Raw genomic sequence first — 24,873 nt, 5'->3', positions numbered from 1 at the left:
TTTACATATCTGATTAAAAGTATTTATTGATGTATTTATTATAAGCTCTTATATATTCAGCATGCGCCCATATAAGTGGAAATGTGATGTATGCTAGACCATCTTGCCATTTTGGATGTTCTTTAGCTTGCTTGATCATTTCTAGTTTACTGTTCCTTAAGATCTTACTGTTAGTGTAATCTTCGAGCCAGAGTTCAAATCTTTCAATTGTGGATACATGCTCAGGTAATTTATAATCGTGTGCTATATCAACTAACCAACTGAGGTATAGTTCTGCCATGTCACGATTATCTACTGCTATATAATGACTTGCCATCTCACCAGTAAAATGGCACCAAGGTCCATAACCACCATTATTTCGGTTCCAAAGTTCAGGGTATCTGTTCATACCACCAATTTCTTTATCCCACAGATTTTCATGTATTCTTTTAACCGTAGAGATATTTTTCATATCATTTTCATCTATTAGGCCAAAATAAGCAGGTGAATGTTCAACAACGTCAACATCAATAACATTTGAAGCAAAGGAGTCATAACCTATGGGTTTACTGCTTTTATCCTTTACTCGGATACATTTGATAAAAGACCTTCTTCTTGGGCTGTATAACCGTTTAAGGATAGCTGATTTTATTTCATCAGCTTCTTTTCTCCAACCAGATATATCTTTGCCAAGAACTTCTCCCATTTCTATCGCTGAATAGAGGCCTGCACAACATGTGGCGTTGGCATAGATCTCAAATCCATGTTCATATGCTGGGTACTCATGGATACTATTAATTGTATGGATCAAGTTAACTTCAGAATTTTTATTTGAGATTATGAATTCAACAGCTTTTACTATAGTGTCCCAGTATTGTTTTATGAAACTATTATCTTTCAATCCATCTTTGTGATATTTTTCACTTGCATTGTAATATTGTCCTAATGCGTACAATACTAGTCCATTACCATCTATTTGAAGTTCTTTGTAACTGGCATCATTTCCATCTACATCATATCTTTGTGAAAATTCACCAACAGGTTTTTGGGCATCTAGAATGAATTTGAGTGCAAGTTTTGCTTGATCCATCAGCCCTGCAGATATGCATCCAAGTATTGCTATTGAATGATCTCTTGGATAGATAAAAGGATATCGTGTACCAGGTGGACTTGCATAGAATCCACCATTTTCATGTTGGTTTTTTTTAAGTACCTCGACACTTTCTTGGTAAAGCTTATGTGCCTTTTCTAAGTTCAAACTGTTCACTCCTGCTTGATTTTTTCCATTTTATATACATAATAACCTTTTTCTAGAACTTTATCAACATCCTCTTTTGTCATATTAGCTCTTTGCATTCCTTTTTCATTGTATACATATTTTTCATTTAATGGACATCTTGTTCCAACATTAAGCAACCTTATACCCATCATTTCTGCTCTTTTATAGTTATACCAATGGTGTAATATTCCTAGGATATCTGTTAATGCTGGATATTTCCATCCTTCGGTAGAATTATCTTTCAGGTTGTTTGAATGTTCTACTATTTGGTCAAACTCATCTGGATGGCCAAAAATTTCTATAAATTCTCTAATGTCAGTTATACAAGGTGAAGTTGGTAGGTAATGTAAATCACCTTCTCGTGCCCCTTCAATCCCACCACCTTCACTTTCTCCAATTTTCTGTGCAATTTTTACTAACCAATCATGTGCCTTTTCAGGCCCTACCTCATTAACAACTTCTACTATTCCAAGAAGAAATGCCTTAGGTAACATATTTTCTAATCTGATCATAATATAACCCCATATTTGTAAATATATATTTAATATAAAATGTGGTAATCAACTATATTTAACAGTTTTTAATAGAAGTACCTTCATCAACGATCTTTGATCAATATGTTGGTAATGGCCTTATTCCATCCAACTGGACCAATACCGTCAATATAATTGATTGAAGGATCAGTTATCTCAGGATCATGTGAACCCGTAGGCTTTTGAACGAGAATTGGTATATCTACAGAGTGCAGCATAGGTAAATCGTTAAGACTATCTCCTAAACCAATAGTTTTGACATTACCTAATTCCTTTTGGTATATGTCTGTTAAAATTGCAACAGCTTTTCCTTTATCATTGTCGCCCATTATATGCCAAAACCTGCCACCTTTTGTGTAAGTAAGACCAGATGATGTTATCTTTGAAGTTATGATATCTATTATCTGATTTACATCAATATTTTGTTCATCTTGTATTTTTATTGTGAACGCTTCATCATACTCTCTAACACTGGCATTTTCTGCAGATTTAATATCCAGACCTGTAAGTTGACTTATTTGAGTTGCATCAAGGTCACCAAAACCAACTATTTCCGTTTCAAGAGCATTCTGAATATCTTTCAGAACATTTCTTAATATATTGTAACGTGTACCTAATTCAATAACATTATACCCTTCGTATTCAATGTCGTAATCATATTCTGCTGCAAAGTAATTTATTGGAATGTAAATTGCACCTCCATTTTCTGAAATGAAAGGATGGTTTACCTCCATTTTATTGCAAAACGTTTCTATTTCTTTTCTGGTTTTGCTTGTACAAAATATGAGTGGTATATTGTTTTTTTTTATAAGCTGTAATGCATCTTCAGCTTCTTTATAGGAATATGTATCATGATCAATTAGAGTACCATCCATATCCGTAAAAATAATATATTTCATTTTAAACTCTCCTTATTATCTTTTTTTGGAGTTGGTAGATCATTTTTATACACAACTGTACGGTATGGGAATGGTATTTCTATTCCTTCAGCATCAAATCTTCTTTTAATTGATTCTCTTAGGTCACAGCCTGTTCCATATGCTTCGGACCTGTCAGCTATCCAGACAAATAATCTGAGTTTTATGGAAAAATCACCAAGATCTGTTACAAGGACATTATATTCGTCACCAGGAGTGAAATCCTGTTTAATAATTCTAAGCTGATCTCCAGTCATTACCTTACGATGTTTTTTAGCTTCTTCCAACATAATTTTTCTAGCTAATTTTATATCAGAATCGTAACTTATACCTACATCTACTGGCCAAACAACAGTAGGATCAGCAATAGACCAATTAATTATAGCTTCATCGCTAATGATATGGTTTGGGATGAATAATCTACGGTTATCCCAAGTTCTAACAACTGTATAACCTAAGGTGATATCTTCTACTTTTCCATAATCACCTCTAAGAGTTACTAAGTCACCAACTCTGAATGGTCTAAATGTAGCAAGGGCAATACCCGATATGATATTAGATAGTGTGCTTTGAGCTGCAAGACCTACCACAATACCTGCAAAACCGGCACCTGCAAAAAGTGCTATTGAAATATTCCTTAATACTGGTATGGTCATTACGATTGTCACTATACCCATTAGATAGATGATGGCAATTATGATCCTACGGACAAGCGCATAAACAGTTTCATCAATATCCATTTTCTTGCTAGCTACTTTAAAGTAAGCAAGTAACATTTTGTTGACTAACTTTGCTAAAACTATAGTGGCAATTAGTACTATGAAAATAAAAAGAAAACTTACTATGTCCCAAGAGAGCCAATCGGGGATTAGTGTATTTATCTCATCCATTATTGTAATGTCCATATAACCTGTTTTATTATGAATAAATGAGTGTTTTTATAAATATAGTTTATTAATTTAAATGATGTATTTTAGTAGACGATTTTTGTAGTATGTTGATATATAATAGTAACTTATTTACATTCTTGCTTAACTTACTTTATTAAACATGAAAATAAACGAACTAGACATTCCTGAGCAAGTAAAAGGATTTTATAGAGACACAGGGTTAGTAGAACTATATCCTCCTCAGACCCAAGCTGTAGAAAATGGTATACTTGAGGGTAAAAACTTGGTTGCCGCTATACCAACGGCTTCAGGTAAGACATTCATAGCCGAACTTGCAATGCATAAAGCAATCGGAAAAGGAGAAAAATGTTTATATATTGTTCCTCTAAGAGCACTGGCATCAGAAAAATACAATCGTTTCTCTGAATTCTCAAAGTTAGGTATTAAAGTTGGAATAACTACAGGGGATTTCACTTCTAAAGATGAATGGTTAGGTCATAATGATATTATAGTGACAACATCTGAAAAAGCTGATTCTCTTCTTCGAAACGAAACTTCATGGATTAAAGATATAAGTACTGTGATTGTTGATGAAGTACATTTACTTGATTCAGGGAACCGAGGTCCTACTTTAGAGATTACATTAACTAGATTAATGAATTTGAACCCGAATGCTCAGATAATTGCATTATCTGCAACTATTGGTAATCCTGAAGATATTTCTAACTGGCTTAATGCAAACCTTATTGTCAGTGAATGGCGACCTATTAATCTTTTTGAGTCGATATTCTGGGCTGGAAAACTGTATCATGATAATGAGGCAAGGGATATCAAAAGTTTCACAGATGATAATTCAATTAACTTAACTTTAGATATTATCAATACAGGTGGACAATGTTTAGTTTTTGAGAATAGCAGGAAAAACTGTATGAGCTTTGCTAAAAAAGCTGGCAGAAAAATAGCTCCAAGACTTGACGATCACGGAAAAACCGTTTTAGAATCAATGGCAGAAGATATTACTGAAATTAGTGAGTCTGATATTTCTGAAGTACTTTCAAAGTGTGTGCGTCAAGGTGTTGCATTTCATCATGCCGGTTTAAGTGCTGAACATAGGAAAATAGTAGAAGATGGCTTTCGAAGTAATCAAATAAAAGTCATTTCAAGTACACCTACACTCGCTGCGGGATTGAATTTACCTGCAAGAAGTGTAATTATTAGGAATTACAAGAGGTATGACTCGAATTTTGGGATGGTACCAATACCCGTACTCGACTACAAGCAAATGGCTGGTAGGGCTGGTAGACCAACACTTGATCCATTTGGGGAATCGGTACTTATAGCTAAAAGTAAAGATGAGTATGATTACCTACTTGAAAAATATATTAATGCAAGACCAGAAGATATTTGGTCAAAGCTAGGAGCCGAAAATGCACTTAGAACACATATACTTGCCTTAATTGTGAGTAAATTAGCATCTACATACAAAGGACTTCTTGAGTTCATGGAGAAAACATTTTTTGCTTATCAGGGTAATGCTGAGGATCTTGATTCGATTGTTTTAGATTGTGTGAATTTCTTAAAAGATAATGAAATGATTCAGTTAGAGGGTCCTGGTACATCCGTTCTTGACTCATCATTGATTCCTACAAGGATTGGTAAACTAACTTCAATGCTTTATATTGATCCTCTCTCAGCTTCTAAAATACTAGAAGGCTTGAAAAATGGCAATTTGATTGAGGACATTACACTGTTACATCTTGTATGTAGTACTCCGGATATGAGAAAACTGTACCTGCGCTCTTCTGATTATCAAGATATAGTTATGTATGTAATGAAGAATAAAGAAAAGTTCACAAGTATACCGAGTGAATTTAAAGCTACTGAATATGAATGGTTTCTTGGTGAGGTCAAGACCGCGAAGCTGTTGATGGACTGGATTAATGAGATACATATTGATGAGATTGCACGTAATTATAATGTTGGAGAAGGAGATATTCGAGTGTTTTCAGAAACATCTTTATGGCTAATGCACGCATTATCTTTACTTGCACCTTACACAAAAAAGCCTGAAGTTAGTACGATGGCAAAACAACTTGAGAAACGAATAAAATATGGTGTGAAGTTAGAACTAGTAGAGTTAGTAAGTTTGAAACGTGTAGGAAGATCAAGGGCACGTAAACTTTTCAAGAATGGATATAGAAGTATAGATGAATTAAAAGAAGCCAATCCTTCCAATATATCAAAATTGATAGGTTCAAAGATAACTATAGATATATTCAAACAGCTCGATATTAGTGTCAGTTTATCTGAATTGAAATTGAGTCGATCTGAAGAAAGGACATTAAGCTCTAATACACAAAAGACAATGAGCGATTTCAGTTAAAAAATTATTTCATTTTTAAACGAGTTAACTTATTTGGAATGATTATCATGTTATGCAAGAATATTTTAGAATTAACCAGAGAGGAAAAATCTCGACTGATGGATAGAGGTTGTGAATTACTTGAAGTCAAAGCTAATGTTCAAACTATTGTGGACGATGTGAGAAAAAAGGGTGACACTTCAATCAAATATTATACAAAAAAATTTGATGGAGTTGAAATCAATAGTTTTGAGGTTCCTAAAGAAGATATAGAGCAGGCTTATAGTATGGTAGATTCAGAGATAATTGAGGCAATTCAATTATCTGCATCAAATATTAGAAAATTTCACGAGGCTCAAGTACCTGAAAAACTGTGGTATATTGATGTGGGGGACGGAGTGAAATTAGGACAAAAGTGTTCTCCTCTAGAATCAATAGGAGCCTATGTTCCAGGCGGCAGTGCATCTTATCCTTCAACTGCCTTGATGACTATAATTCCTGCAAAAGTAGCAGGAGTTAAAAAAGTGATCATGTGTACACCACCTGGACCAGATGGTAACATCAATCCACTTACATTAGCAGCTGCAAAAGTAGCTGGTGCGGATAAGGTATATTCAATAGGTGGCGTACAAGCCATAGCAGCGATGGCTTTTGGTACTGAATCTGTTGAAAAGGTGACTAAGATTGTGGGCCCTGGTAATGTGTATGTTACAACTGCAAAAATGCTTATCAGAGATCATGCTGAGATAGACTTTCCAGCTGGGCCTAGTGAAGTATTGATTATTGCAGACGATACAGCTGATCCAAAAATGGTAGCCTCTGACATAATAGCTCAGTCTGAACATGACCCATGCGCTGTTTCAGTACTTGTTACTAGTTCTTCTAAACTTGCAAAAGCAGTTGAACAAGAAGTAAACATTCAAAGTACGCGTGCTAAAAGACGTAATATTATTGATGAAGCACTTCAGAACGCAGCTATTTTGGTGGCTGCAAGCATTGAGGAATGTGTCCAGTTTTCAAATGAATTTGCACCTGAACACTTAGAAATAATGGTATCTGAACCAGATAGTGTTTTAGAGAATATAGATAATGCTGGATCTATCTTTGTTGGTAACTTTGCTCCAGTATCTGCAGGAGATTATACATCTGGAACAAACCATGTTTTACCAACAGCAGGCTATGCAAAGATGTATTCTGGGTTAAATGTCAACCATTTCTTGAAATATTCTACTATACAAAAGATCGATAAGCCAGCTTTGAAGAAATTATCAAATGCAATTATCTTAATAGCTGAAAAAGAAGGCCTGTATGCACACGCAGATGCTGTTAGGATGAGGTTTATGGAAGAGGATTGAAGTCTACTAATTAAAATCTGAGCAGTTGTTTTCTAATCAATCATACTAAACTTATTTAAACTATGCAGTATAATAGTTATAATAGTATGATGTTCAACTTCTCAAAATCAATTTTTTAGTCTATACAAAGCTATAGTCTTTTGGTTTTTGGTTGAATAAAGATATAGTATACAGATTCATACAATTGTTTAATAAGTCCAAAATGTTAACATATATAGGGGGTTTCTCATGAAAATTAGAATAGTGAGTACTAAAGAGGAGATCAAAGAACTTGATCACAACGAAAAGATAGTTCATTTGGCATTTAGGCCATCTGATATGGATGTTTTCACTCTCGTAAAAACATGTCCCGAAATTGTGATGATTCAATTACCTGGATCATATAAACGTACAGTTTCCAAGTCAGTTAAGATGTTTTTAGAAATGCAAAATATTCGATTGGTTGAAGGTGATGTTTGGGGCCATAGGAAAGATATTAATGAATATTATAGCATAGCTCCTTCCATAAAAGAGAATATTAATACATTTTTATCTGAAGGTAAAAGTGAGGATGAAATAGTTGATTTAATTAGTCGCGAAAATAAAATAAGTAAAGATATGGTAAAATATATGCTAGAGACTGAATGAATTTCATTCTTTATTTTTTTATAGATTGTTTGAATTAGATTTATATTCATTCATGTCTTCAAGTGCAGCTTCTTGTATCTTTGTTCTTATGTTCGGGATAGCTGAAAGTGCCCTTTTCCAGTCAGGCAAGAGAACATTCTCCGGCTCTTCTAGGTATTGTTCTCCACCGGACATAATGATATCAGCAAAAATGTCAACGTATCGCTCTTCTTTGTGCCTGTTATAACTAATTCCATTACAAAGAGCATCTGCATGGTATTGCCTAATAAGATCTTGTGCCATACGCTTATATTTAACTGTGACACTATGTAAGAACGGACCTGAGATCTCTCGACAACTTCCATTTGTGGACTCAGTTATAACTCTTAGGAATGTAGTTAATATATCATGTGCCATTTTGCATAGTCCTTCCTGAGAACTTTGACCCAGTTTTTGGTGCTTATGTTCATAGAAATCTAGATCAATTTGACATATCCGCTTTGGTGTTGTATTTCTATAAATTTCAGCAAGGATTCCTACTTCTAAACCCCAATCACCTGGAATTCTTATATTAATCGCCATATCAGTTGTCATTGCAAATTCACCAGAGAGAAGATATCTAAAGGCTTGCATGTATTGTAATATGCTTGAATTATATCCGACTTCTACCCTTAAAGCCTCTATTAGAGGACGCACAAATAATCTGTAGACTCTTCCATACATTATTTTTGTATCTATGCCTATTCTTGCATAGTAACCTTTATTGAAAAAGAAATCTAGCTCTGGATCCACAATTGGATATAGTAACCTTACTGGATGTGATTTAGAATAATTCACAATATCTGCATCATGGAAGGCTATTGCGTAACTGTTTAAACTTGCTACACCTATAGCAATCCAAACATCTCTACCTTTACCCTTAAAAGAAGTAATATCAAGGTCTTTCTCTTTCATATCATCTATAATCGCCTCAATACGTGGTCCGTTACACCAAATAACGATGTGGGGAACTTCTAAAAATTTGAAAAAGTCTATAACCTCAGTGTATTCTTCACCAGTTTCTGCAGCAAGTGGGATTATAATTTTTTTGATGAAACTACATCTATTTAAATTAAGAACAATATCATATAATGGGTCGTTTTTTATTTCTTTATATAAAATTGGTAAGACTAGTGTTACTGGTCTTGTTACCGTTAAATCTACCATCTTTTGTTCCATTTTCTCAGTATCAAGACAGAAATTATGGATGGTAGTGATTTCTTCTTGTAAAAAGTCCATTATAATCCCTCAAAATCATGTTGACAGATTTCAAATCAATTTGATACATAGTACGATTCTTTCTAATAATTCATTAAATCGAAGTTCTAGCTATGTGAGCTAACTAGATATTGTAGACTAACTTAAAAAATGAGTTTAACAATTATAAATTTATGTTTATTAATGAGTACCCTGGCAAATTGTGATATATAGTTACAATTTGCCTGGGAGTATTGGCATATTATATATTGTGTTCAAATAATTTAAAGTGACTTATTTAGGTAACTTACATTACCTATTAAGGTAATATAATAATGCAATATTGTAAAAACAATATAGTTATATAACTGTTTAGAAATCATGAATTAGATATAAGAAACAATTTTAAAAGGACGAAAATAATTATGGTTGACCAAGGTAAAGTGTATTTGATTGGTTCAGGACCTGGTGACCCTGAACTTATGACTATTAAAGCAAGGAAATTAATTGATAGTGCCGATGTAATTGTCTTTGATCAGCTCCCTGGGAAAGAAATTCTAGATTCACTTCCTGATAAAGCAGAAAAGGTTGATGCTGGGAAATATGCTGGTAATCATAAGCTTACACAGGATGAGATTAATAATATTTTAATCCAGAAAGCCCAAGAAGGAAAAAGGGTTGTTCGACTAAAAGGTGGGGACCCATATATCTTTGGTAGAGGAGCAGAAGAAGCCGAAGAACTGATAAAAGCTGGTATTGAGTTTGAAGTAGTTCCCGGGATAACATCCGCTATAGCTGTTCCTGCTTATGCAGGAATACCAATAACGCATAGAAATCATGCTTCTATGGCTTTATTCATGACAGGTCACGAAGATCCTACAAAAGAAGAATCAGGTCTAGACTGGGAATTTTTAGCTGGTTTTGAAGGTACTATTGTTATTCTAATGGGTGTAAAAATGCTCGAAAAAAACATAGGAGCATTAATAGAACACGGTAAAAATCCAAAAACACCAATAGCAATAATAGAAAGAGGTACTCGTCCAGATCAGCGTGTAACCATATCTGATCTAGCTAATATAGTGGATGTGGCAAATGAAAAAGGAGTAAAAGCTCCAGCAATTACAGTTATTGGGGATGTTGTGAAAATAAGTGAAGTGTTGGGCATTATGTGTACTTGTAACTAAAAGCGATCAATAGATGGATATGGTGAGATTACATGACTTCACAAAGAAATAGACCTGTCATAGCAATAATGCGACCTGAAAGGTATCTTGAAGAATCTGCAAAATTGGCTGAAGATATGGGATTTGAACCAATTTTGGTGCCAATGGTTCAATTAATAGAAAAAGAAAGTGAATATTTTGATGGCTTTGTCACTAGAGTGATTGATGGATCATCAGATTATGTTATATTTACTAGTGCGAATGGCATTATATTTACTTTGAATCAAATTGAATTATCTCAAAAAAAGAGGTTTATAAATGCCTTGAATTCGACAAAAGTTATTGCAATTGGTCCAAATACTAAAAAAGAGCTCGAAGTGAATGGAATTAAGATCCATTCTATTCCTGATGTTTATAGTACACATGGGCTTCTCGATCATCTTTGCAACAAAGTAAGTGGTAAAAATATTGAGATTCCACGCAGTTCATATGGAGCGCCAGAACTAGTAACTGGATTAAAGTCATGTGGAGCAAATGTGCATGAAATTCATGTATATACACTTCAGATGTTGGAAGGTGAGAAACAAAAACAACTAATAAATTCAGCTATTAGGGGAGAGATATCTGCATTTGCTTTTACAAGCTCAATGATGGTACATAGTTTCTTCAAACTTTCAGAGAAAATGGGGCACAATGAAACTATAGTTGATGCTTTAAACAATTCAATTGTTGCGTCAATTGGGGCACCAACTGCAAAAACTTTAGAATCTTATAATATTGTTGTGGATGTAATACCTGAAAACTATGTTTACAGAGAAATTTTGATAAAGATTAAACAGTATATTGGTAGCTAAAACTAAAACAGTTATTTAATCACATATTTACATTTGTATAAAATATTAAATAGATTGAAAACCATTTATATATAGTTGGTATGAGCAAAATGAAATGTTCTGATATAAATCATAAAACAAAGATTGATGCAGAATAGATATACAACATTTGGCTTGATCAATCCAAACATGGGGACTTTTATTAGGAGGTACAGATATGACAAAATATGTTATAATATCTAAGTTAACGGACGACGGGGCAAAGACATTAAAGAAGAATCCTAAAAGGATTAAAGAGGTAAATGAAGAACTCAAATCCATGGGAGTAACTGTTTTAGAACAATTTTTCATACTAGGTAGATTTGATTTCCTTAATATCGTTGAGGCTGAGGATGAAAAATCGATATCTAAAGCTGTCGTGGAGTTAGCATCTCGTGGAAGTATCCGTACGACTACATTTACAGCAATTCCAGTAGATGAGTTTAGTACATACTTTGATTGAATTATTTATATATAATTCCACAACCAATTTTATTTTTTCCAATTTATGATTTAATTTGTGAGGTTTCTAATATGGAAAATGTTCCTTTTAGCAAGATATTGCTTGCTACAGATGGCTCTGAAAATTCTGCAAAAGCTGTAGATGCTTCTTTGCAATTAGCCAAATCTATGGGCGCTTCTATTGAAATAGTTCATGTAATACAAGCCGCATGGGGTACAGAGGTAGATACTGACGCACGAACTAAAGGTGAAAAGATTGTAGCCGAAATAAAACAAAAAGCTCAGAGTCAGGGAATTCATGCAGATGATGCTGTTTTAGTAGGGAATCCTGCGGAGATGATTATAAACTATGCTGATAGAATAAAGGTTGATTTAATTGTACTAGGGACAAAAGGTCTATCAGGAATAAAGAAGTTCATGTTAGGTAGTGTTGCTGAAAATGTGGTAAGACACTCAAAACGACCAGTTATGGTAGTACCTTAAGTGTATAAACCTAGCTGTAATTTGATTTATTATTTTTGAGAAATCTAAAGATTAAAGTAAATCAACTTATTTTCTTATAATCCCTAAATTTTTATATGACTCAACCGAAATAATTATATCCTGCTGAATTACTAATTACCTATCCAGCAATAAACATAGTAAATATATATTGGCAGATATATAATAATATTTTATTGAATTAAAGTTCGTACATTATTTATTTTTTTAAGATTAGGGATATCATGATTGGAATTTCAAAACTTTATTGTGGAACCGTTGAACCCTCTGATGCGTTGAGGTATGGACGCGACTCTAAAAAATTACCACCACATCTTCTTCAATTCTCTAAAGATAAAAGACCTGTTGTTGTTTGGAATGTAACAAAAAAATGTAACCTTAAATGTATTCACTGTTATGCTCATGCTGATGATGAGAATGATAGTGATGAACTTACTACCCAAGAAGGAAAGGAACTGATTGATGACCTTGCAGATTTTGGTGTACCAGTGATCTTGTTTTCGGGTGGAGAACCACTCATGAGAAAAGACCTTCCAGAGCTGGTAACTTATGCTAGATCAAAAGGGCTACGTGCTGTCATTTCTACAAACGGTACACTTATTGATGAAAAGATGGCTAGGAGGTTGAAGGAGATAGGCTTATCCTATGTTGGAATATCTATAGATGGAACTATGCCAACAAACGATAATTTCAGAGCTATATCAGGTGCGTTCTTAGCTGCGATTGAAGGTCTCAGGAACTGCCAGAAAGAAGGGATCAAGGTAGGACTTAGGTTTACTATTAATAAATATAATATGGACGAAATACCGGATATATTTGATTTGATAGAAGCTGAAAAAATTCCAAGAATATGTTTTTATCATTTAGTTTATTCTGGTAGAGGTTCTGAGATGATCGATCATGATCTTTCACATGAGGAAAGTAGGAAAACAGTTGATTTGATATTGGATCGAACAGAAGAGTTACATAAAAAAGGTTTACCAGTTGAAGTTCTTACAGTTGATAATCATTGTGATGGTCCATATATTTATATGAGATTATTAAACAAAGATCCTAATCGTGCAGAAGAAGTTTTAGAATTATTGAAGATGAATCAAGGTAATTCTTCTGGAATTGGGATTGGTTGCATATCATGGGACGGCTCCATACACCCTGATCAATTTTGGCGTCATTACAGCTTTGGTAATGTACGTGAAAGAAATTTCAGTGATGTTTGGAAAGATACTTCTGATGAACTCATGAAGGGCTTGAAAGATCGGAAAGGTCTAATTAGGCAAAATGCAGATAGATGTGCGAGATGTAGGTGGCTTGATGTATGTAATGCTAATTTTAGAGTTCGTGCAGAAGCCGTTCATGGCAACTTATGGGCCGATGACCCTGCATGTTATCTGACAGAAGAAGAAATTAGCTCCGAAAATAAGTCTTAACTAAAGATTAATTTATGAAAGAGTTAATTCCTTTATCTATATACATTTCAATTCAATCATTTGTATAATGAAATTGATAAATCTTTTTATGAGCATATATATTGAATTTTCAGTTTTACATGCGAAACGAATTCAGCTTTAAAAAGAATAATGTTGAGAATATGTGGCTTTAATTAAGATATTCATCTATCCATATAAATTTAGATAAATCTTTTACTCTACTCTTTGTTGGATGATTGTCTGGTTTACCACAGAACTATGAAAGGAGGGTTATTACTATCATTTGTATTTTGATGGTGAGTAAATATTGTACTTAATATCATTTTCAAGTTATTTTTTTTTTATCAATTTAGAACATTTAATCAATTATTTCCATTAAAATTTTCAGGTCGTTGATATTAGTTATTTTAATGGCAACATTTCTATGTTAATAGAACAGTAGATTTGAGAGATTTTTTTTGGTATTCTTAACTACTAAAAAGAAAATAATAAAACTAATGTTCTAAATTGACTATTACCTAACTACATTTGTATCAAATTTAAATATGGTTAATCTGTTGTATGTAATTAATGCTAATATTATTGGAGTGTTTTAATGTCAATCCCTAAAGAGTATATCCCCCACGAAATTGAGTCAAAATGGAAAAGTGCATGGAATGAATCAATTTACTATTTTGATTGGAATGAAAACAAGCGTCCTCAATATGTCATTGATACACCACCACCTTATCCAACAGGAAATTTTCACATAGGAAATTCTTTGAATTGGTGTTATATAGATTTCGTTGCTCGATATAAAAGGATGAGAGGATATAATGTTATGTTTCCTCAAGGCTGGGATTGCCATGGACTTCCTACAGAAGTAAAAGTAGAAGAAATCAATGGTATTACTAAAAATCAGGTTCCACGTGCAGAATTTAGACGTCTTTGTGAGGAACTGACGTCTGAAAATATTAAGAAAATGCGTGAAACTATGCTGGAACTAGGCTTTTCTACAGATTGGAGCAATGAATTTGTCACCATGGATCCTTCTTACTATGTTAAGACACAACGCTCTTTTGTTAAAATGCATGAAAAGGATCATATCTATCAAGAAGAGCATCCAGTTAATTGGTGCCCACGGTGTGAAACTGCTATAGCCTTTGCTGAAGTTGAATATGAGTCGAGGTACACCAATTTGAACTATCTTCACTTTGATAAACTTAAAATTGCAACAACTAGACCTGAACTACTTGCAGCATGTGTAGCTGTAGCCATCAATCCAGAGGATAAAAGGTATAATGATTATATCGGAAAGGCAATTAAAGTACCCGTTTTTGGTCAAGAAGTAAAAGTAATATCAGATGATAACGTGGATCCCTCGTTTGGTACTGGCGTAGTTATGATATGTACTTTTGGTGATAAACAGGATGTTAGGTGGTGGAGCGAACATAATCTTCCATTAAGAAAAGCAATTGATAAAAATGGATATATGACAGCTATTGCAGGCAAATACGAGGGAATGACGATATCCGAATGTAAAGCAGCCATTATAGGTGATCTTGAATCTAAATCTCTACTGTATGATCAAGAGCATATGGAGCAGAATGTTGGTATGTGCTGGAGGTGTAAAACACCAATAGAAATCCTTTCCGAAAAGCAGTGGTTTGTTAGAATTAATCCTGATGAAATATTATCAACTGCTGAACAAATAGAGTGGATTCCAGAGCATATGAAAGTACGTCTTCAAAACTGGACAGGTACTATGGAATGGGATTGGTGTATTTCTCGACAAAGAATATTTGCTACACCTATACCCGTCTGGTATTGCAGAAAGTGTGGTCAAACGATGGTAGCTAAAGAAGAATGGTTACCACTTGATCCAACACAAAATAATCCACCAGTTAACTGTGAATGTGGTTCAAATGATTTTGAAGCTGAAGAAGATGTTCTCGACACTTGGATGGACTCTTCTATAACTCCTCTGCATGTTTCAGGCTGGCTTACCAGAGATGACACTTTACTTCCTACACAATTAAGGCCACAGGGTCATGATATAATTCGAACATGGGCATTTTATACAATTCTAAGATCGATGTCTTTGACTAAAATAAAACCTTGGGATACAATTTTAATTAATGGAATGGTACTTGGTGAAGACGGTCACAAGATGAGTAAATCTGCAGGTAATATTATTTCACCGGATGAAGTTATAGCAAACTATGGTGCAGATTCTTTTAGACAATGGGCAGCTGTAGGTGGAACTCCTGGTTCTGATGTGATGTACAGATGGAAAGATGTTATATCTGCTTCAAGGTTTTTACAAAAAATGTGGAGCATATATAGATTTTCAATGACCCATCTAGAAAATTTTGATTTTGATAAAAATAAGAGGAACTTGAAAGAGTTACCTTTAGTTGATCAATGGGTACTAAGTCGGCTTAACAAGGTTGTAATTTCTACAACTAAAAGCATGGATCAGTATCAATTCGATGAAGCTTTTAAGCAACTACGTGGTTTTATATGGGATGTAGTTGCTGATAATTATATAGAATTAGTAAAATCAAGGTTATATGGGGAAGATATAGATGATAAATTATCAGCCCAATATACACTTTATACTATACTTAATATTTTGATTAGGATGTTAGCTCCATTTGTTCCTTTTATTTCAGAAGAGATGTATTCAAGAATGGGCTTTGAGACTAGTGTCCACTTAAGTGAATGGCCAGTGGGTTATAAGGGCGATATAGATGATGATATTGAACAACAAGGCGAACTTATAAAAGATATTGTTGCTTCAGTTCGTAGATATAAATCCGAGGCAGGTATAGCTTTAAATGCTCCGCTCAAAAAGATTGAGATATATGCTACAATTCCTGACATTAGAGATATTGCTGGGGCAACAAATTCGAAAGTTGAATGTATGCCTGGAACACCTGATTTTGATTATGTACCAGTTGAAATTAAAGCTAATATGGGTGTAATTGGGCCTAAATTTAGGAAGAAGGCAGGTAACATAATTAGTAAACTCAATGAACTAGACCCAAAAGTTGCCCATGAACAAATTAGTCATGGTAATTTAGTAATAGAGGTTGATGGTGAAGAAGTTGAACTTGAACCTGAGGCCTTGGTTATAGAGAAAGAAGTTATGTCAGGAGGCCGTGAGGTAGATGTACTTGATGTAAAAGGAATTGTTATAGTTATTGTAAAATGAAATAAGGTCATATCAAATGGTTTAGGTTTAAAAAATGGAATAAGTTTCACATTATATGTCAACCTTTAAATATAAGCAGGATTATCGGAATCGAAATAAAAAATTTATGAGTTAATGGTGGTATTATGGGAAACATTAGTAAGGTACTTCTTATCCTGAAAAATATGGTTTATGAGAGTACATCTCCTCAAGAGATAATCCGGATGGCAAGATATTATCAAAAAAAAGGAATTGATGTAACTGTGGTATTATTTGGGCCAATGGGTGCAATATTTGGCAAGAAAAATAAGCATGGTGCTCCTTCATATGATGAAAAGATCAGTGAATGTATAGATATAGGTGTTGAAATAAAGTGTTGCGATCTTGCAGCTTCCATGGTTGGATTAAAACAGGAAGAGTTGATTAAAGGGATAGAAATAGTACCTTCTCATGAACTAGCCGACTTGTTTTTAGAGTATCATGAAAATAATAATCTCATATTAACATTTTGAAGTTTTATTTATTAAAAAAGAAATTTAATCATTACAATTTTTAATTGGTGGACGTACTAATGGATTCTAAGAATGAATTATCATCATATGAAAAGGAAATTGTAGATAAGGTTATTCATGATGGCTTATCCATCAGAAAAGCTTCAGAACTTGCTGAATCTCAAGAATCCGCTATTAGAATCAGAAGAAATGCGGTTGAAAAAGTTATGGGTATTGAATTTAATCAAATTCAAAATTACTCAATTGATATTACATCCGTAGTTCAAAAGAATATTGAAAACATGATAGGTGTTGTGCAGGTTCCTTTAGGTGTTGCAGGACCCCTAAAAATAAATGGGGATCATGCTCAAGGCTCTTTCTATATCCCATTAGCTACTACCGAAGGAGCTTTGGTTGCTAGTGTTAACAGAGGGACTTCTGTTATAACAGAATCTAATGGAACCAATGTTAAAATATTCAAGAATGAAATGACACGTGCACCTGTATTTAAATTTAAAAATCTGTATGAAGCTAAAGATTTTGTAGACTGGTTAGAAAAAGCTTCTTCAAGGGAACTAATGAAAGAAAAGATTAAAGAGGTAACTCGCTTTGGTGAACTAGTTGGTATAGAACCATATATTCTGGGAAATACTGTCTACGTTAGATTTTCATTTGATACAAAAGATGCAATGGGTATGAATATGGTTACCCTTGCCACAGAATCAATTGCTGAACTTATATCTGAAATGTTTGATGTCAAAATAATATCTTTATCAGGTAATATGTGTACTGATAAGAAACCAGCAGCAATTTCGTCTATAAATGGCCGTGGGAAAACAGTTGTTTCAGAGATAACCATTTCTCGTGAAACTGTGGTCAGAAAACTAAAATGTACTCCCGAAGAGATGGTGGAAGTAAATTATCGAAAAAACCTTTTGGGATCTGCTAGGGCTGGTTCCCTTGGTTTCAATGCGCATGCAGCCAATGTGGTTGCTGCACTATATATTGCATGTGGTCAGGATCCTGCCCACGTTGTTGAAGGAAGTTATTGCATAACTACAATGGATGTTGATAGTCATGGTAATCTTTATGCTACTGTTACCATGCCTGCAGTTTCTGTTGGTACTGTCGGAGGAGGCACATCTGTAGAAACCCAATCAGACTGCTTGAATCTTTTGGGAATTGAAGGTGGTGGGCAAATTCCCGGAAATAATTCAAAAAAGTTAGCTGAGATTGTAACAGCATCTGTTTTAGCGGGAGAAATATCTTTAATTGGAGCTCAGGCAGCTGGGCACTTAGCCAAAGCACATGCAGCTTTAGGTAGATGATTTTTATGAAACAGAACATTTTTTGGAAAACGATTTCTTTAAATGTTATAATGTATTAATATTCTATAATTAGGCTAGTAAACATTGGGGGATTGGCTGACAAAAAATAAATCTAAAACTGAAGACACTCAAGAGTTAAAGTTGTTTTTAGGCAGTACATCAGATTTTTTATCTGGATTAAAAAAAGTAGTTGATTGTACTAAAGAAAATATTAGTATTTTGATTACGGGGTTAGATGAAAATAGCAGAGCTGCTACAGCTTTAAGTATAGCTCAGTACTTAGACACTAATTTCATTGTAGATGAATGTGTATTTTCATCAGATGATTTTGAAGAGATAAAAAAAAATGCTTATTCAAAATCTTATGTATTCATAGAATTTGATTGTGATTATGAATTTGGTGAAATATTTAATTTACAAGCATTAGGGAATAAGCTATTGATTTATACACTAGAGGATGTTCCATCCAATTGTAAAGAAAAAAAGTGGTATAATTTACATATAAGATTGGAATCTGAATCAATTATTAATGGTTTAAATGAAGATGTAGTTAGTGGATTTAAAGCAAATGCTTATATCATTAGAGCTCCACAAACTCATGAAACTTATGACAATACGTCAAATATTTTCAACAAAGATGTTGCTACCATTTATGTGACAAAACCATTATGTGATACATGGAGTGCATTTACTAACCTGAGAATGTCGAAAAGATCTCAAGAATAGATACTTTGATTACTCATCTATTTTTTCTTTTGCTTTATGTAAATACATTGTACATGTTTCCATACTTTTTGAAGCTGCCTTTATCTCTTCAGCAACGTCTTTAAATCCAGCTTCTTCTATTTTTGATATCCAATCGTTGAAACTGGTAACATGTTGCTCATTATGTTCAATCCAATGATCTAATAAGTGTACTAAATTTTTTTTATCTAACTCTTTATTCATAAATTTTAATTCCTCCTCTGGTCAAACTCTTCTTGGGTCTGTAATTTCACCATTGATTGCAGAAGCTGCAGCAGTAGCAGGTGAGGCTAGATAGACGTATCCTCCTTTTCCCATTCTTCCTTTAAAATTTCTATTGGCTGTAGAAATACAAACTTCCCCTTCTCCAATCACTCCCATATGTCCACCCAAACACGGTCCACAACCTGGTGTAGCTATCGTGGCACCTGCTTCTAGTAGTGTTTCAACTGAACCATTTCTTGTAGCTTCAATTAATACATTCCTTGATGCGGGAATAACAATTGTACGTACATTTACATTTTCATTTTTTAGGATAGAAGCTACAGCATCTAAGTCTTCTAACCTACCATTAGTGCATGTTCCTATGAAAACCTGGTCGATTTTAGTACCTTCGATTTCAGAAACACCACAAACATTATCCACCTCATGGGGTCTTGATACTTGTGGTTCTAGATCATTTATATTGAGATCTACAGTGCTTTCATATGATGCATCAGGATCAGCATAAACTGGCTCATAGTCTGTAATACCTAAACTATTCAAATAATTATCAGTGGTCTTATCGGGGGGTACTATTCCAGCTTTTCCACCCATTTCTATAGCCATATTGCATAATGTCATTCTACCAGACATAGTTAGATTTTTGATGCTATTCCCATAAAATTCTAAAGACTTATATGTAGCACCATCTGATCGAATCCGGTCAATTATTTTTAATGTAAGGTCTTTTGGATATACTTTATCTTGTAATTTACCAGTTACATTAACTTTGATGGTTTCTGGAACCTTGAACCAGAGCTTTCCCGTTGCAAATATTTCAGCCATGTCAGTTGCTCCTACACCAGTCCCAAAAGCTCCAAAAGCGCCATATGTACAAGAGTGTGAATCGGCACCTACTATCAATTTACCAGGTCTTGCAAAACCTTTTTCAGGTAGAACTTGATGACATATGCCTTCACCTACATCATAAAAATTATTTATATTCTGCTTATGGATCCAATTACGAATATCTTTTTGTAATGTAGCAGTACCATCACTATTAGCAGGAGCTAGGTGATCAAAGGGAATTATTATCTTATCGGGGTTCCAAACGTTTTCAATTTCCATTTCTCTAAATGCCTTGACTGCAAGTATGCTGGTACCATCATGAGCCATTGCATAATCTACATTCGCTATAACAAAATCATTTGCATGAACTTCATTCCCTGATGCATTGCTAAGTATTTTTTCGCTTATAGTTCCCAAAAAATCCCTCTTAAAAATCAATTTCAGTACATGGTGGTATTAGGTATTTTTATGCTATAAAAAGTAAGATAACTTTTAATGCCTGTAAGTTATCTAATTAATTAGTATTTTAACTAAAGTTTTACATTATGCTGAGAGCTCATGTAATTTATTATAATTTAAAATTTCATTTGTAGAGTAGTGATATAACGATTTTATTCACTTAAGTAATAATTTAACTAATATTGTGTACCTGTTGCTTATAGCTCAGGACTTAATATTTAATTTTAAATTGATTATGTTAATTCTTTTAGTCTTTGTATATCTTCAAGGACACATTCTTTTTCTGTAATTATCTCATGTTCAATAGATTGAATTATGTTTTCTAGCGGAACTGTCAGTTTGTAGAGCTTTATTGGCCTTCCTTTTCCAAGACTTTTTTTCTCTTCTTTTATCTCAACCCATGAATTCTTTTTTAAGTAACGCATTGCGATACTTACTTCAGGTTGGCGTAGATTTGATATCATTTCAATTTCTCTTGATGTAATTTCATTTTTAGTAGCTAAACAAACAAGGCTTAAAGCTATTGGACGTGTTAAGTTGAGTTTTCTTAAAAGTTCTACCATTTCATACTCAGTATCACCCAGTACTGATTCATATTGCTCTCTCACATAATCACCATTGTTATTACTATTAAAATATAATAAGACTAAGATTTTATGTTACTTATAAGCTTTATGGTTTTACTATTATATATGTATACTATATTTAAACATGGGATGAACTTATCAAACCAAAAAGTGTAAAAACTGGAAAAAGAGTTTGTTTTGTTTGATGGGCCCGCTGCGATTCGAACGCAGGACCTCACGGTTATCAGCCGTGCGCTCCACCAAGCTAAGCTACGGGCCCATTTGGATTGTCTTTAATTTTAGTTATTAAAGCGACACTTCCATAAGCTTACTCCTACTTTAAGATTTCGATTTGTTATGGTCGTTTGTGCATGAAACTGTTAAATATCGATAGTTTTATCAAACATAATAACCTCTACAATACAAATCTCTAACATGGGCCGGTAGATCAGGGGAAGATCGCTACCTTGGCAATTGTTCTCCAATTAAATGTGGAACATCCAAAATGGTAGAGGCCTCGGGTTCAAATCCCGACCGGTCCATTATTTTAAAAATTATATCTGTTAAATAGTATTTTTTATTTTTGAGGTGTGGATTTTACTCACATCTAGGTGGATCAAATTCGATTAACTATGAAATTTAAGAAAGATTTTGTCCAAACTCTGGTTGTTCAAGCTTGAACCTAAATAGCTTCTGGAATGTTTTAGTTAGAAATGTAGGATAAGTTTTGTTCTCTTTTGGAATTGTTATTTACATAAGTAACTCTACAGAATAATTGTGTTATCTATTATGAGCTACAATACGGATAAATAGATTCTGAATAGTATAGAATTTAAATATATACACTGTTGAAATTCATTGTTCTAAAAAAAGACGGTACAAAAAATAGGGTTATTTCTGAAGGTGAAGATGTGGGAGAGTGCACTCCCTCATTTTCGACTTTCTGCATATGCGACGAGTGCATCTTTTACTCCCCACCTAAAAGCCACAACTATTGCAATACCCCATCCAAGCGGCATTAGGAATGCATACAATATTCCTGTTTCGATTAGCATGGTATCCAATGCAATGAGAATCACAACCAGGAACAAGAAACCTCTGACTAGTGGTGTTATGAAATTCGCAACCTCTACATTCATTTCAGTGATAACATTTTGTATATATCTCATGAAAAAATCAACAGATACTATACCTATAACTAATATCAAAACACCAAGTATCACACGGGGTAGATATGCTGCGATTGCTATCAAGAAATTTGTTATCAGAGTTAACTGAAGAATGTTAAGTGCTGCAATTATAAATATCAAATAACCAAAAACCTTTATCAAAGCAGCAATTAGTCCTGCAGCAGTTGTATTTGTAGCTTTAATTGGTCCTCCTATAGCACTGTTGTCAATTTTTTCATTGATTCCTGTAGCATCGAGGAGCTTATGACCAGTATTTGCAATAAAATCAACAACAATCAATCCTATCACTAGCACCAAAAGTGCTGCAACTATAACTGGTACATACATGAGTACTGTTGTTATGAAATCCGCAACCACTACTATATTGAGAAAGTCTATGATTATTGCAGCAAAAACAATGTAGACAAACCACCGAATAATGCCACCAAAAAAATCAGCCGATGTAGTCCCTGCTTTACTTATCACATCTCCTAAAGATGTTTTATCAATCATATTTACAAGCCCAACTTTAGTAAATAATTTAGATCCAATTTTACCCAAGGATCTTCCTGCTATCCATCCTACAAGCAACAAAACAATAACAGCAACCAATATAGGGATAACTGCTATAAATTGATCTAGCGTAGCCATTAAACTATCCATTACGGTCATATTTATCCAACCCCACAAATTAATTTTTTTTCATTCTATAGAGTAATTTTGTACTCAAATCTGAAAAATTGACGGCTTTTTTAGCCCTATAAATAAGTCTATATTGATTTGAAGAGTTAAATAAAAATGCGAACCATTCATTTGAATTCATTATAAGAAAAAAGTATTCTGAGTCTAGTATAAAGTGTAAAGTATCTAGGTATAAATTATTTTAAGAACTAGCAGTTTTATATGAGCTAGCTATATAATTCTTTTTAGCAGTTGTTAGATAAATGCAATATCAAGTTAGAAAAATTTTTTAATTAAAACCACTTCAGCATCAAGCTAGTATCTAATGTCCAATAATAATTAAAATTTCATTCTAAATATGTTTTTTACAAATAACAGACTTATAATCTATTTATTCATTATCAGAAAACAATATAAATTAATAAAGATGATTATAGAAGTATGAAAGCTTGTATTATGTGTGGTGGGGCCGGTACAAGGTTGAGACCATTGACTTTTGGAAGACCTAAACCAAATATTCCTATACTAAACAAACCATCTGTTGCTCACTTGGTTGAACATTTAGAAAAAGAAGGTTTTAATGATATTGTAATTACGGTAGGTTATATGGCTGAAAAGATAGAGGAATATCTAGGCGATGGCCGTATGTTTGGTGTGCATATTGATTATGTATATGAGGATAAAAAGCTTGGAACTGCAGGTAGTGTGAAAAACGCTGAAAAATATCTCTCTGATGAGCCATTTATTGTTTTAGGGGGAGATCATGTTCTAAACTTAGATCTTCGTGAAATGTATAGATTCCATAAGATAAACGATGGTATAGTTACAATTGGTCTCCTTTCAATAGATGACCCACGGGAGTTTGGTATAGCTGATATGGATGTAAATAACCGTATAAAAAGGTTCTTAGAAAAACCTGGCCCAGGCGAGATATTTAGTAATCTTGCAAGTACTGGTATCTATATGTGTGACCCTGAAATATTTGAGTGGATACCAAGCGGTAAAAGATATGATTTTGCAAAAGATGTTTTTCCAGACATTCTTGGAAAAGGAAAATTCATTAATGGAATGCTTGTAAGGGGTCAATGGACAGATGTAGGTAATCCAGCAGCTTACAGGCAGGCTCAGAGATGGATGCTTGAAGGTTTACCTGAAACACAAATAGAAGGGAGCTTTAGGGCAACAAAGTCGCGTATAAACGGTCCTTTGAAAATTGGGAACAATGTTTCGGTAGGATATAATTCTGCACTTGTTGGACCGCTTGTAATTGGAGAAAATACAGTAATTGGAGATAATGTTTTGATTGGTCCTTATACTACCATTGGTTCTAATTGTAATATCATGAACAATAGTAGAATACTCTCATCTTATATATTTAATCATATCAAAATTGGAAATAATTGTAACCTTTCAGGTTCGATTATTGATAATAACACAAATATTGGTGATAATTGCAGTATTGAAAATGGTACTGTTATTGGACCTAATGTTTTAATTGGTCAAGGGTCTACAATTCATTCTGAAATTAAAGTTTGGCCTGATGTTACAATCGAGGAAAATATGAATGTTAAAGAAGATATAATAAATATGGATTATGAAACATCACAAGATGGATCTTGAAAAAACTA

At 33.7% G+C, this 24,873-nt stretch carries 22 protein-coding genes and 2 tRNA genes; 14 read left to right on the top strand and 10 right to left on the bottom strand.

Annotated elements, in window-relative coordinates; translation table 11 throughout:
• Positions 1–13: 13 nt before the first annotated feature.
• The 4 genes from J2T59_RS01820 to J2T59_RS01805 form a co-directional block, all read right to left on the bottom strand.
• Positions 14–1,246, bottom strand: a complete 1,233-nt coding sequence (locus tag J2T59_RS01820) for a glycoside hydrolase family 15 protein (RefSeq protein WP_374761066.1) — start codon at positions 1,244–1,246, stop codon at positions 14–16.
• Positions 1,243–1,770, bottom strand: coding sequence for a hypothetical protein (locus J2T59_RS01815; RefSeq protein WP_259133412.1), 528 nt, complete (start codon positions 1,768–1,770; stop codon positions 1,243–1,245). The genes J2T59_RS01820 and J2T59_RS01815 overlap by 4 nt, the downstream gene beginning before the upstream one ends.
• A gap of 86 nt (positions 1,771–1,856) precedes the next feature.
• On the bottom strand, positions 1,857–2,690 hold the full coding sequence (gene mpgP, locus J2T59_RS01810; protein ID WP_259133411.1) for a mannosyl-3-phosphoglycerate phosphatase: 834 nt from the start codon (positions 2,688–2,690) through the stop codon (positions 1,857–1,859).
• A complete protein-coding gene (locus J2T59_RS01805) occupies positions 2,687–3,613 on the bottom strand; it encodes a mechanosensitive ion channel family protein (protein ID WP_259133409.1) in 927 nt (308 codons plus the stop codon). The genes mpgP and J2T59_RS01805 overlap by 4 nt, the downstream gene beginning before the upstream one ends.
• A 145-nt stretch (positions 3,614–3,758) precedes the next feature.
• Here J2T59_RS01805 and J2T59_RS01800 point away from each other — a divergent pair, with 145 nt between their 5' ends.
• The 3 genes from J2T59_RS01800 (at position 3,759) to J2T59_RS01790 (ending at position 7,942) form a co-directional block, all read left to right on the top strand.
• Positions 3,759–5,981 (top strand): ATP-dependent DNA helicase, encoded by a 2,223-nt coding sequence (locus tag J2T59_RS01800; RefSeq protein ID WP_259133407.1) that lies wholly within the window; start codon positions 3,759–3,761, stop codon positions 5,979–5,981.
• Between the two features lie 47 nt (positions 5,982–6,028).
• Positions 6,029–7,315 carry a histidinol dehydrogenase gene (gene hisD / locus J2T59_RS01795; protein WP_374761065.1) on the top strand — a complete coding sequence of 429 codons (1,287 nt, stop codon included), beginning with the start codon at positions 6,029–6,031 and terminating at the stop codon, positions 7,313–7,315.
• 228 nt (positions 7,316–7,543) lie between these two features.
• Positions 7,544–7,942, top strand: coding sequence for a DUF1699 family protein (locus J2T59_RS01790; protein WP_259133403.1), 399 nt, complete (start codon positions 7,544–7,546; stop codon positions 7,940–7,942).
• A gap of 18 nt (positions 7,943–7,960) precedes the next feature.
• On the opposite strand, the gene gpgS is transcribed toward J2T59_RS01790, so the two are convergent.
• On the bottom strand, positions 7,961–9,199 hold the full coding sequence (gene gpgS / locus J2T59_RS01785) for a glucosyl-3-phosphoglycerate synthase (protein WP_259133401.1): 1,239 nt from the start codon (positions 9,197–9,199) through the stop codon (positions 7,961–7,963).
• Positions 9,200–9,582: 383 nt separating this feature from the next.
• On the opposite strand from gpgS, the gene cobA reads away from it, so the two are divergent.
• From cobA to J2T59_RS01740, 9 genes are all read left to right on the top strand, one after another.
• A complete protein-coding gene (cobA, locus tag J2T59_RS01780; RefSeq protein ID WP_259133399.1) occupies positions 9,583–10,341 on the top strand; it encodes a uroporphyrinogen-III C-methyltransferase in 759 nt (252 codons plus the stop codon).
• Positions 10,342–10,373: 32 nt separating this feature from the next.
• Positions 10,374–11,174: a uroporphyrinogen-III synthase gene (locus J2T59_RS01775; protein WP_259133398.1), complete on the top strand. Its 801-nt coding sequence runs from the start codon at positions 10,374–10,376 to the stop codon at positions 11,172–11,174.
• Between the two features lie 196 nt (positions 11,175–11,370).
• Positions 11,371–11,655, top strand: a complete 285-nt coding sequence (locus J2T59_RS01770; protein ID WP_259133397.1) for a GYD domain-containing protein — start codon at positions 11,371–11,373, stop codon at positions 11,653–11,655.
• A gap of 71 nt (positions 11,656–11,726) precedes the next feature.
• Complete coding sequence (locus J2T59_RS01765) at positions 11,727–12,137, top strand: universal stress protein (protein ID WP_259133396.1); 411 nt, start codon at positions 11,727–11,729, stop codon at positions 12,135–12,137.
• A 242-nt stretch (positions 12,138–12,379) separates the two neighbouring features.
• The gene (gene ahbC, locus J2T59_RS01760; RefSeq protein ID WP_259133395.1) at positions 12,380–13,582 is read left to right on the top strand and encodes a 12,18-didecarboxysiroheme deacetylase; all 1,203 of its coding nucleotides are present in this window, start codon (positions 12,380–12,382) and stop codon (positions 13,580–13,582) included.
• Positions 13,583–14,177: 595 nt separating this feature from the next.
• Positions 14,178–16,778 carry a valine--tRNA ligase gene (locus tag J2T59_RS01755; protein ID WP_259133394.1) on the top strand — a complete coding sequence of 867 codons (2,601 nt, stop codon included), beginning with the start codon at positions 14,178–14,180 and terminating at the stop codon, positions 16,776–16,778.
• Between the two features lie 125 nt (positions 16,779–16,903).
• Entirely contained in the window at positions 16,904–17,269 is a 366-nt protein-coding gene (locus J2T59_RS01750; RefSeq protein WP_259133393.1) for a DsrE family protein, read from the top strand.
• Between the two features lie 59 nt (positions 17,270–17,328).
• The gene (gene hmgA, locus J2T59_RS01745; RefSeq protein ID WP_259133392.1) at positions 17,329–18,576 is read left to right on the top strand and encodes a hydroxymethylglutaryl-CoA reductase (NADPH); all 1,248 of its coding nucleotides are present in this window, start codon (positions 17,329–17,331) and stop codon (positions 18,574–18,576) included.
• Positions 18,577–18,660: 84 nt separating this feature from the next.
• Positions 18,661–19,302 (top strand): hypothetical protein, encoded by a 642-nt coding sequence (locus J2T59_RS01740; RefSeq protein WP_259133390.1) that lies wholly within the window; start codon positions 18,661–18,663, stop codon positions 19,300–19,302.
• Between the two features lie 9 nt (positions 19,303–19,311).
• On the opposite strand, the gene J2T59_RS01735 is transcribed toward J2T59_RS01740, so the two are convergent.
• The 4 genes from J2T59_RS01735 to J2T59_RS01720 all read right to left on the bottom strand — a co-directional run bounded on the left by J2T59_RS01735 (position 19,312) and on the right by J2T59_RS01720 (position 21,675).
• Positions 19,312–19,524, bottom strand: coding sequence for a DUF8180 domain-containing protein (locus J2T59_RS01735; RefSeq protein ID WP_259133388.1), 213 nt, complete (start codon positions 19,522–19,524; stop codon positions 19,312–19,314).
• Between the two features lie 21 nt (positions 19,525–19,545).
• The gene (locus tag J2T59_RS01730) at positions 19,546–20,787 is read right to left on the bottom strand and encodes a 3-isopropylmalate dehydratase large subunit (protein WP_310572647.1); all 1,242 of its coding nucleotides are present in this window, start codon (positions 20,785–20,787) and stop codon (positions 19,546–19,548) included.
• Between the two features lie 275 nt (positions 20,788–21,062).
• Entirely contained in the window at positions 21,063–21,437 is a 375-nt protein-coding gene (gene mreA / locus J2T59_RS01725) for an MreA family transcriptional regulator (RefSeq protein ID WP_259133386.1), read from the bottom strand.
• A gap of 164 nt (positions 21,438–21,601) precedes the next feature.
• A tRNA-Ile gene (locus J2T59_RS01720) sits at positions 21,602–21,675 on the bottom strand.
• Between the two features lie 157 nt (positions 21,676–21,832).
• Here J2T59_RS01720 and J2T59_RS01715 point away from each other — a divergent pair.
• Positions 21,833–21,937, top strand: a tRNA-Ala gene (locus J2T59_RS01715).
• A gap of 387 nt (positions 21,938–22,324) precedes the next feature.
• Here the strand turns inward: J2T59_RS01715 and J2T59_RS01710 are convergent.
• A complete protein-coding gene (locus J2T59_RS01710; protein WP_259133384.1) occupies positions 22,325–23,236 on the bottom strand; it encodes a mechanosensitive ion channel family protein in 912 nt (303 codons plus the stop codon).
• A gap of 450 nt (positions 23,237–23,686) precedes the next feature.
• Between J2T59_RS01710 and J2T59_RS01705 the strand changes: the two genes are divergently transcribed.
• A complete protein-coding gene (locus J2T59_RS01705) occupies positions 23,687–24,865 on the top strand; it encodes a nucleotidyltransferase family protein (RefSeq protein ID WP_259133382.1) in 1,179 nt (392 codons plus the stop codon).
• Positions 24,866–24,873: the final 8 nt, after the last annotated feature.

Source organism: Methanosalsum natronophilum (assembly GCF_024808815.1).
In the GTDB taxonomy this organism is placed as follows: domain Archaea; phylum Halobacteriota; class Methanosarcinia; order Methanosarcinales; family Methanosarcinaceae; genus Methanosalsum; species Methanosalsum natronophilum.
This window is presented reverse-complemented; position numbering and strand designations above follow the sequence as displayed.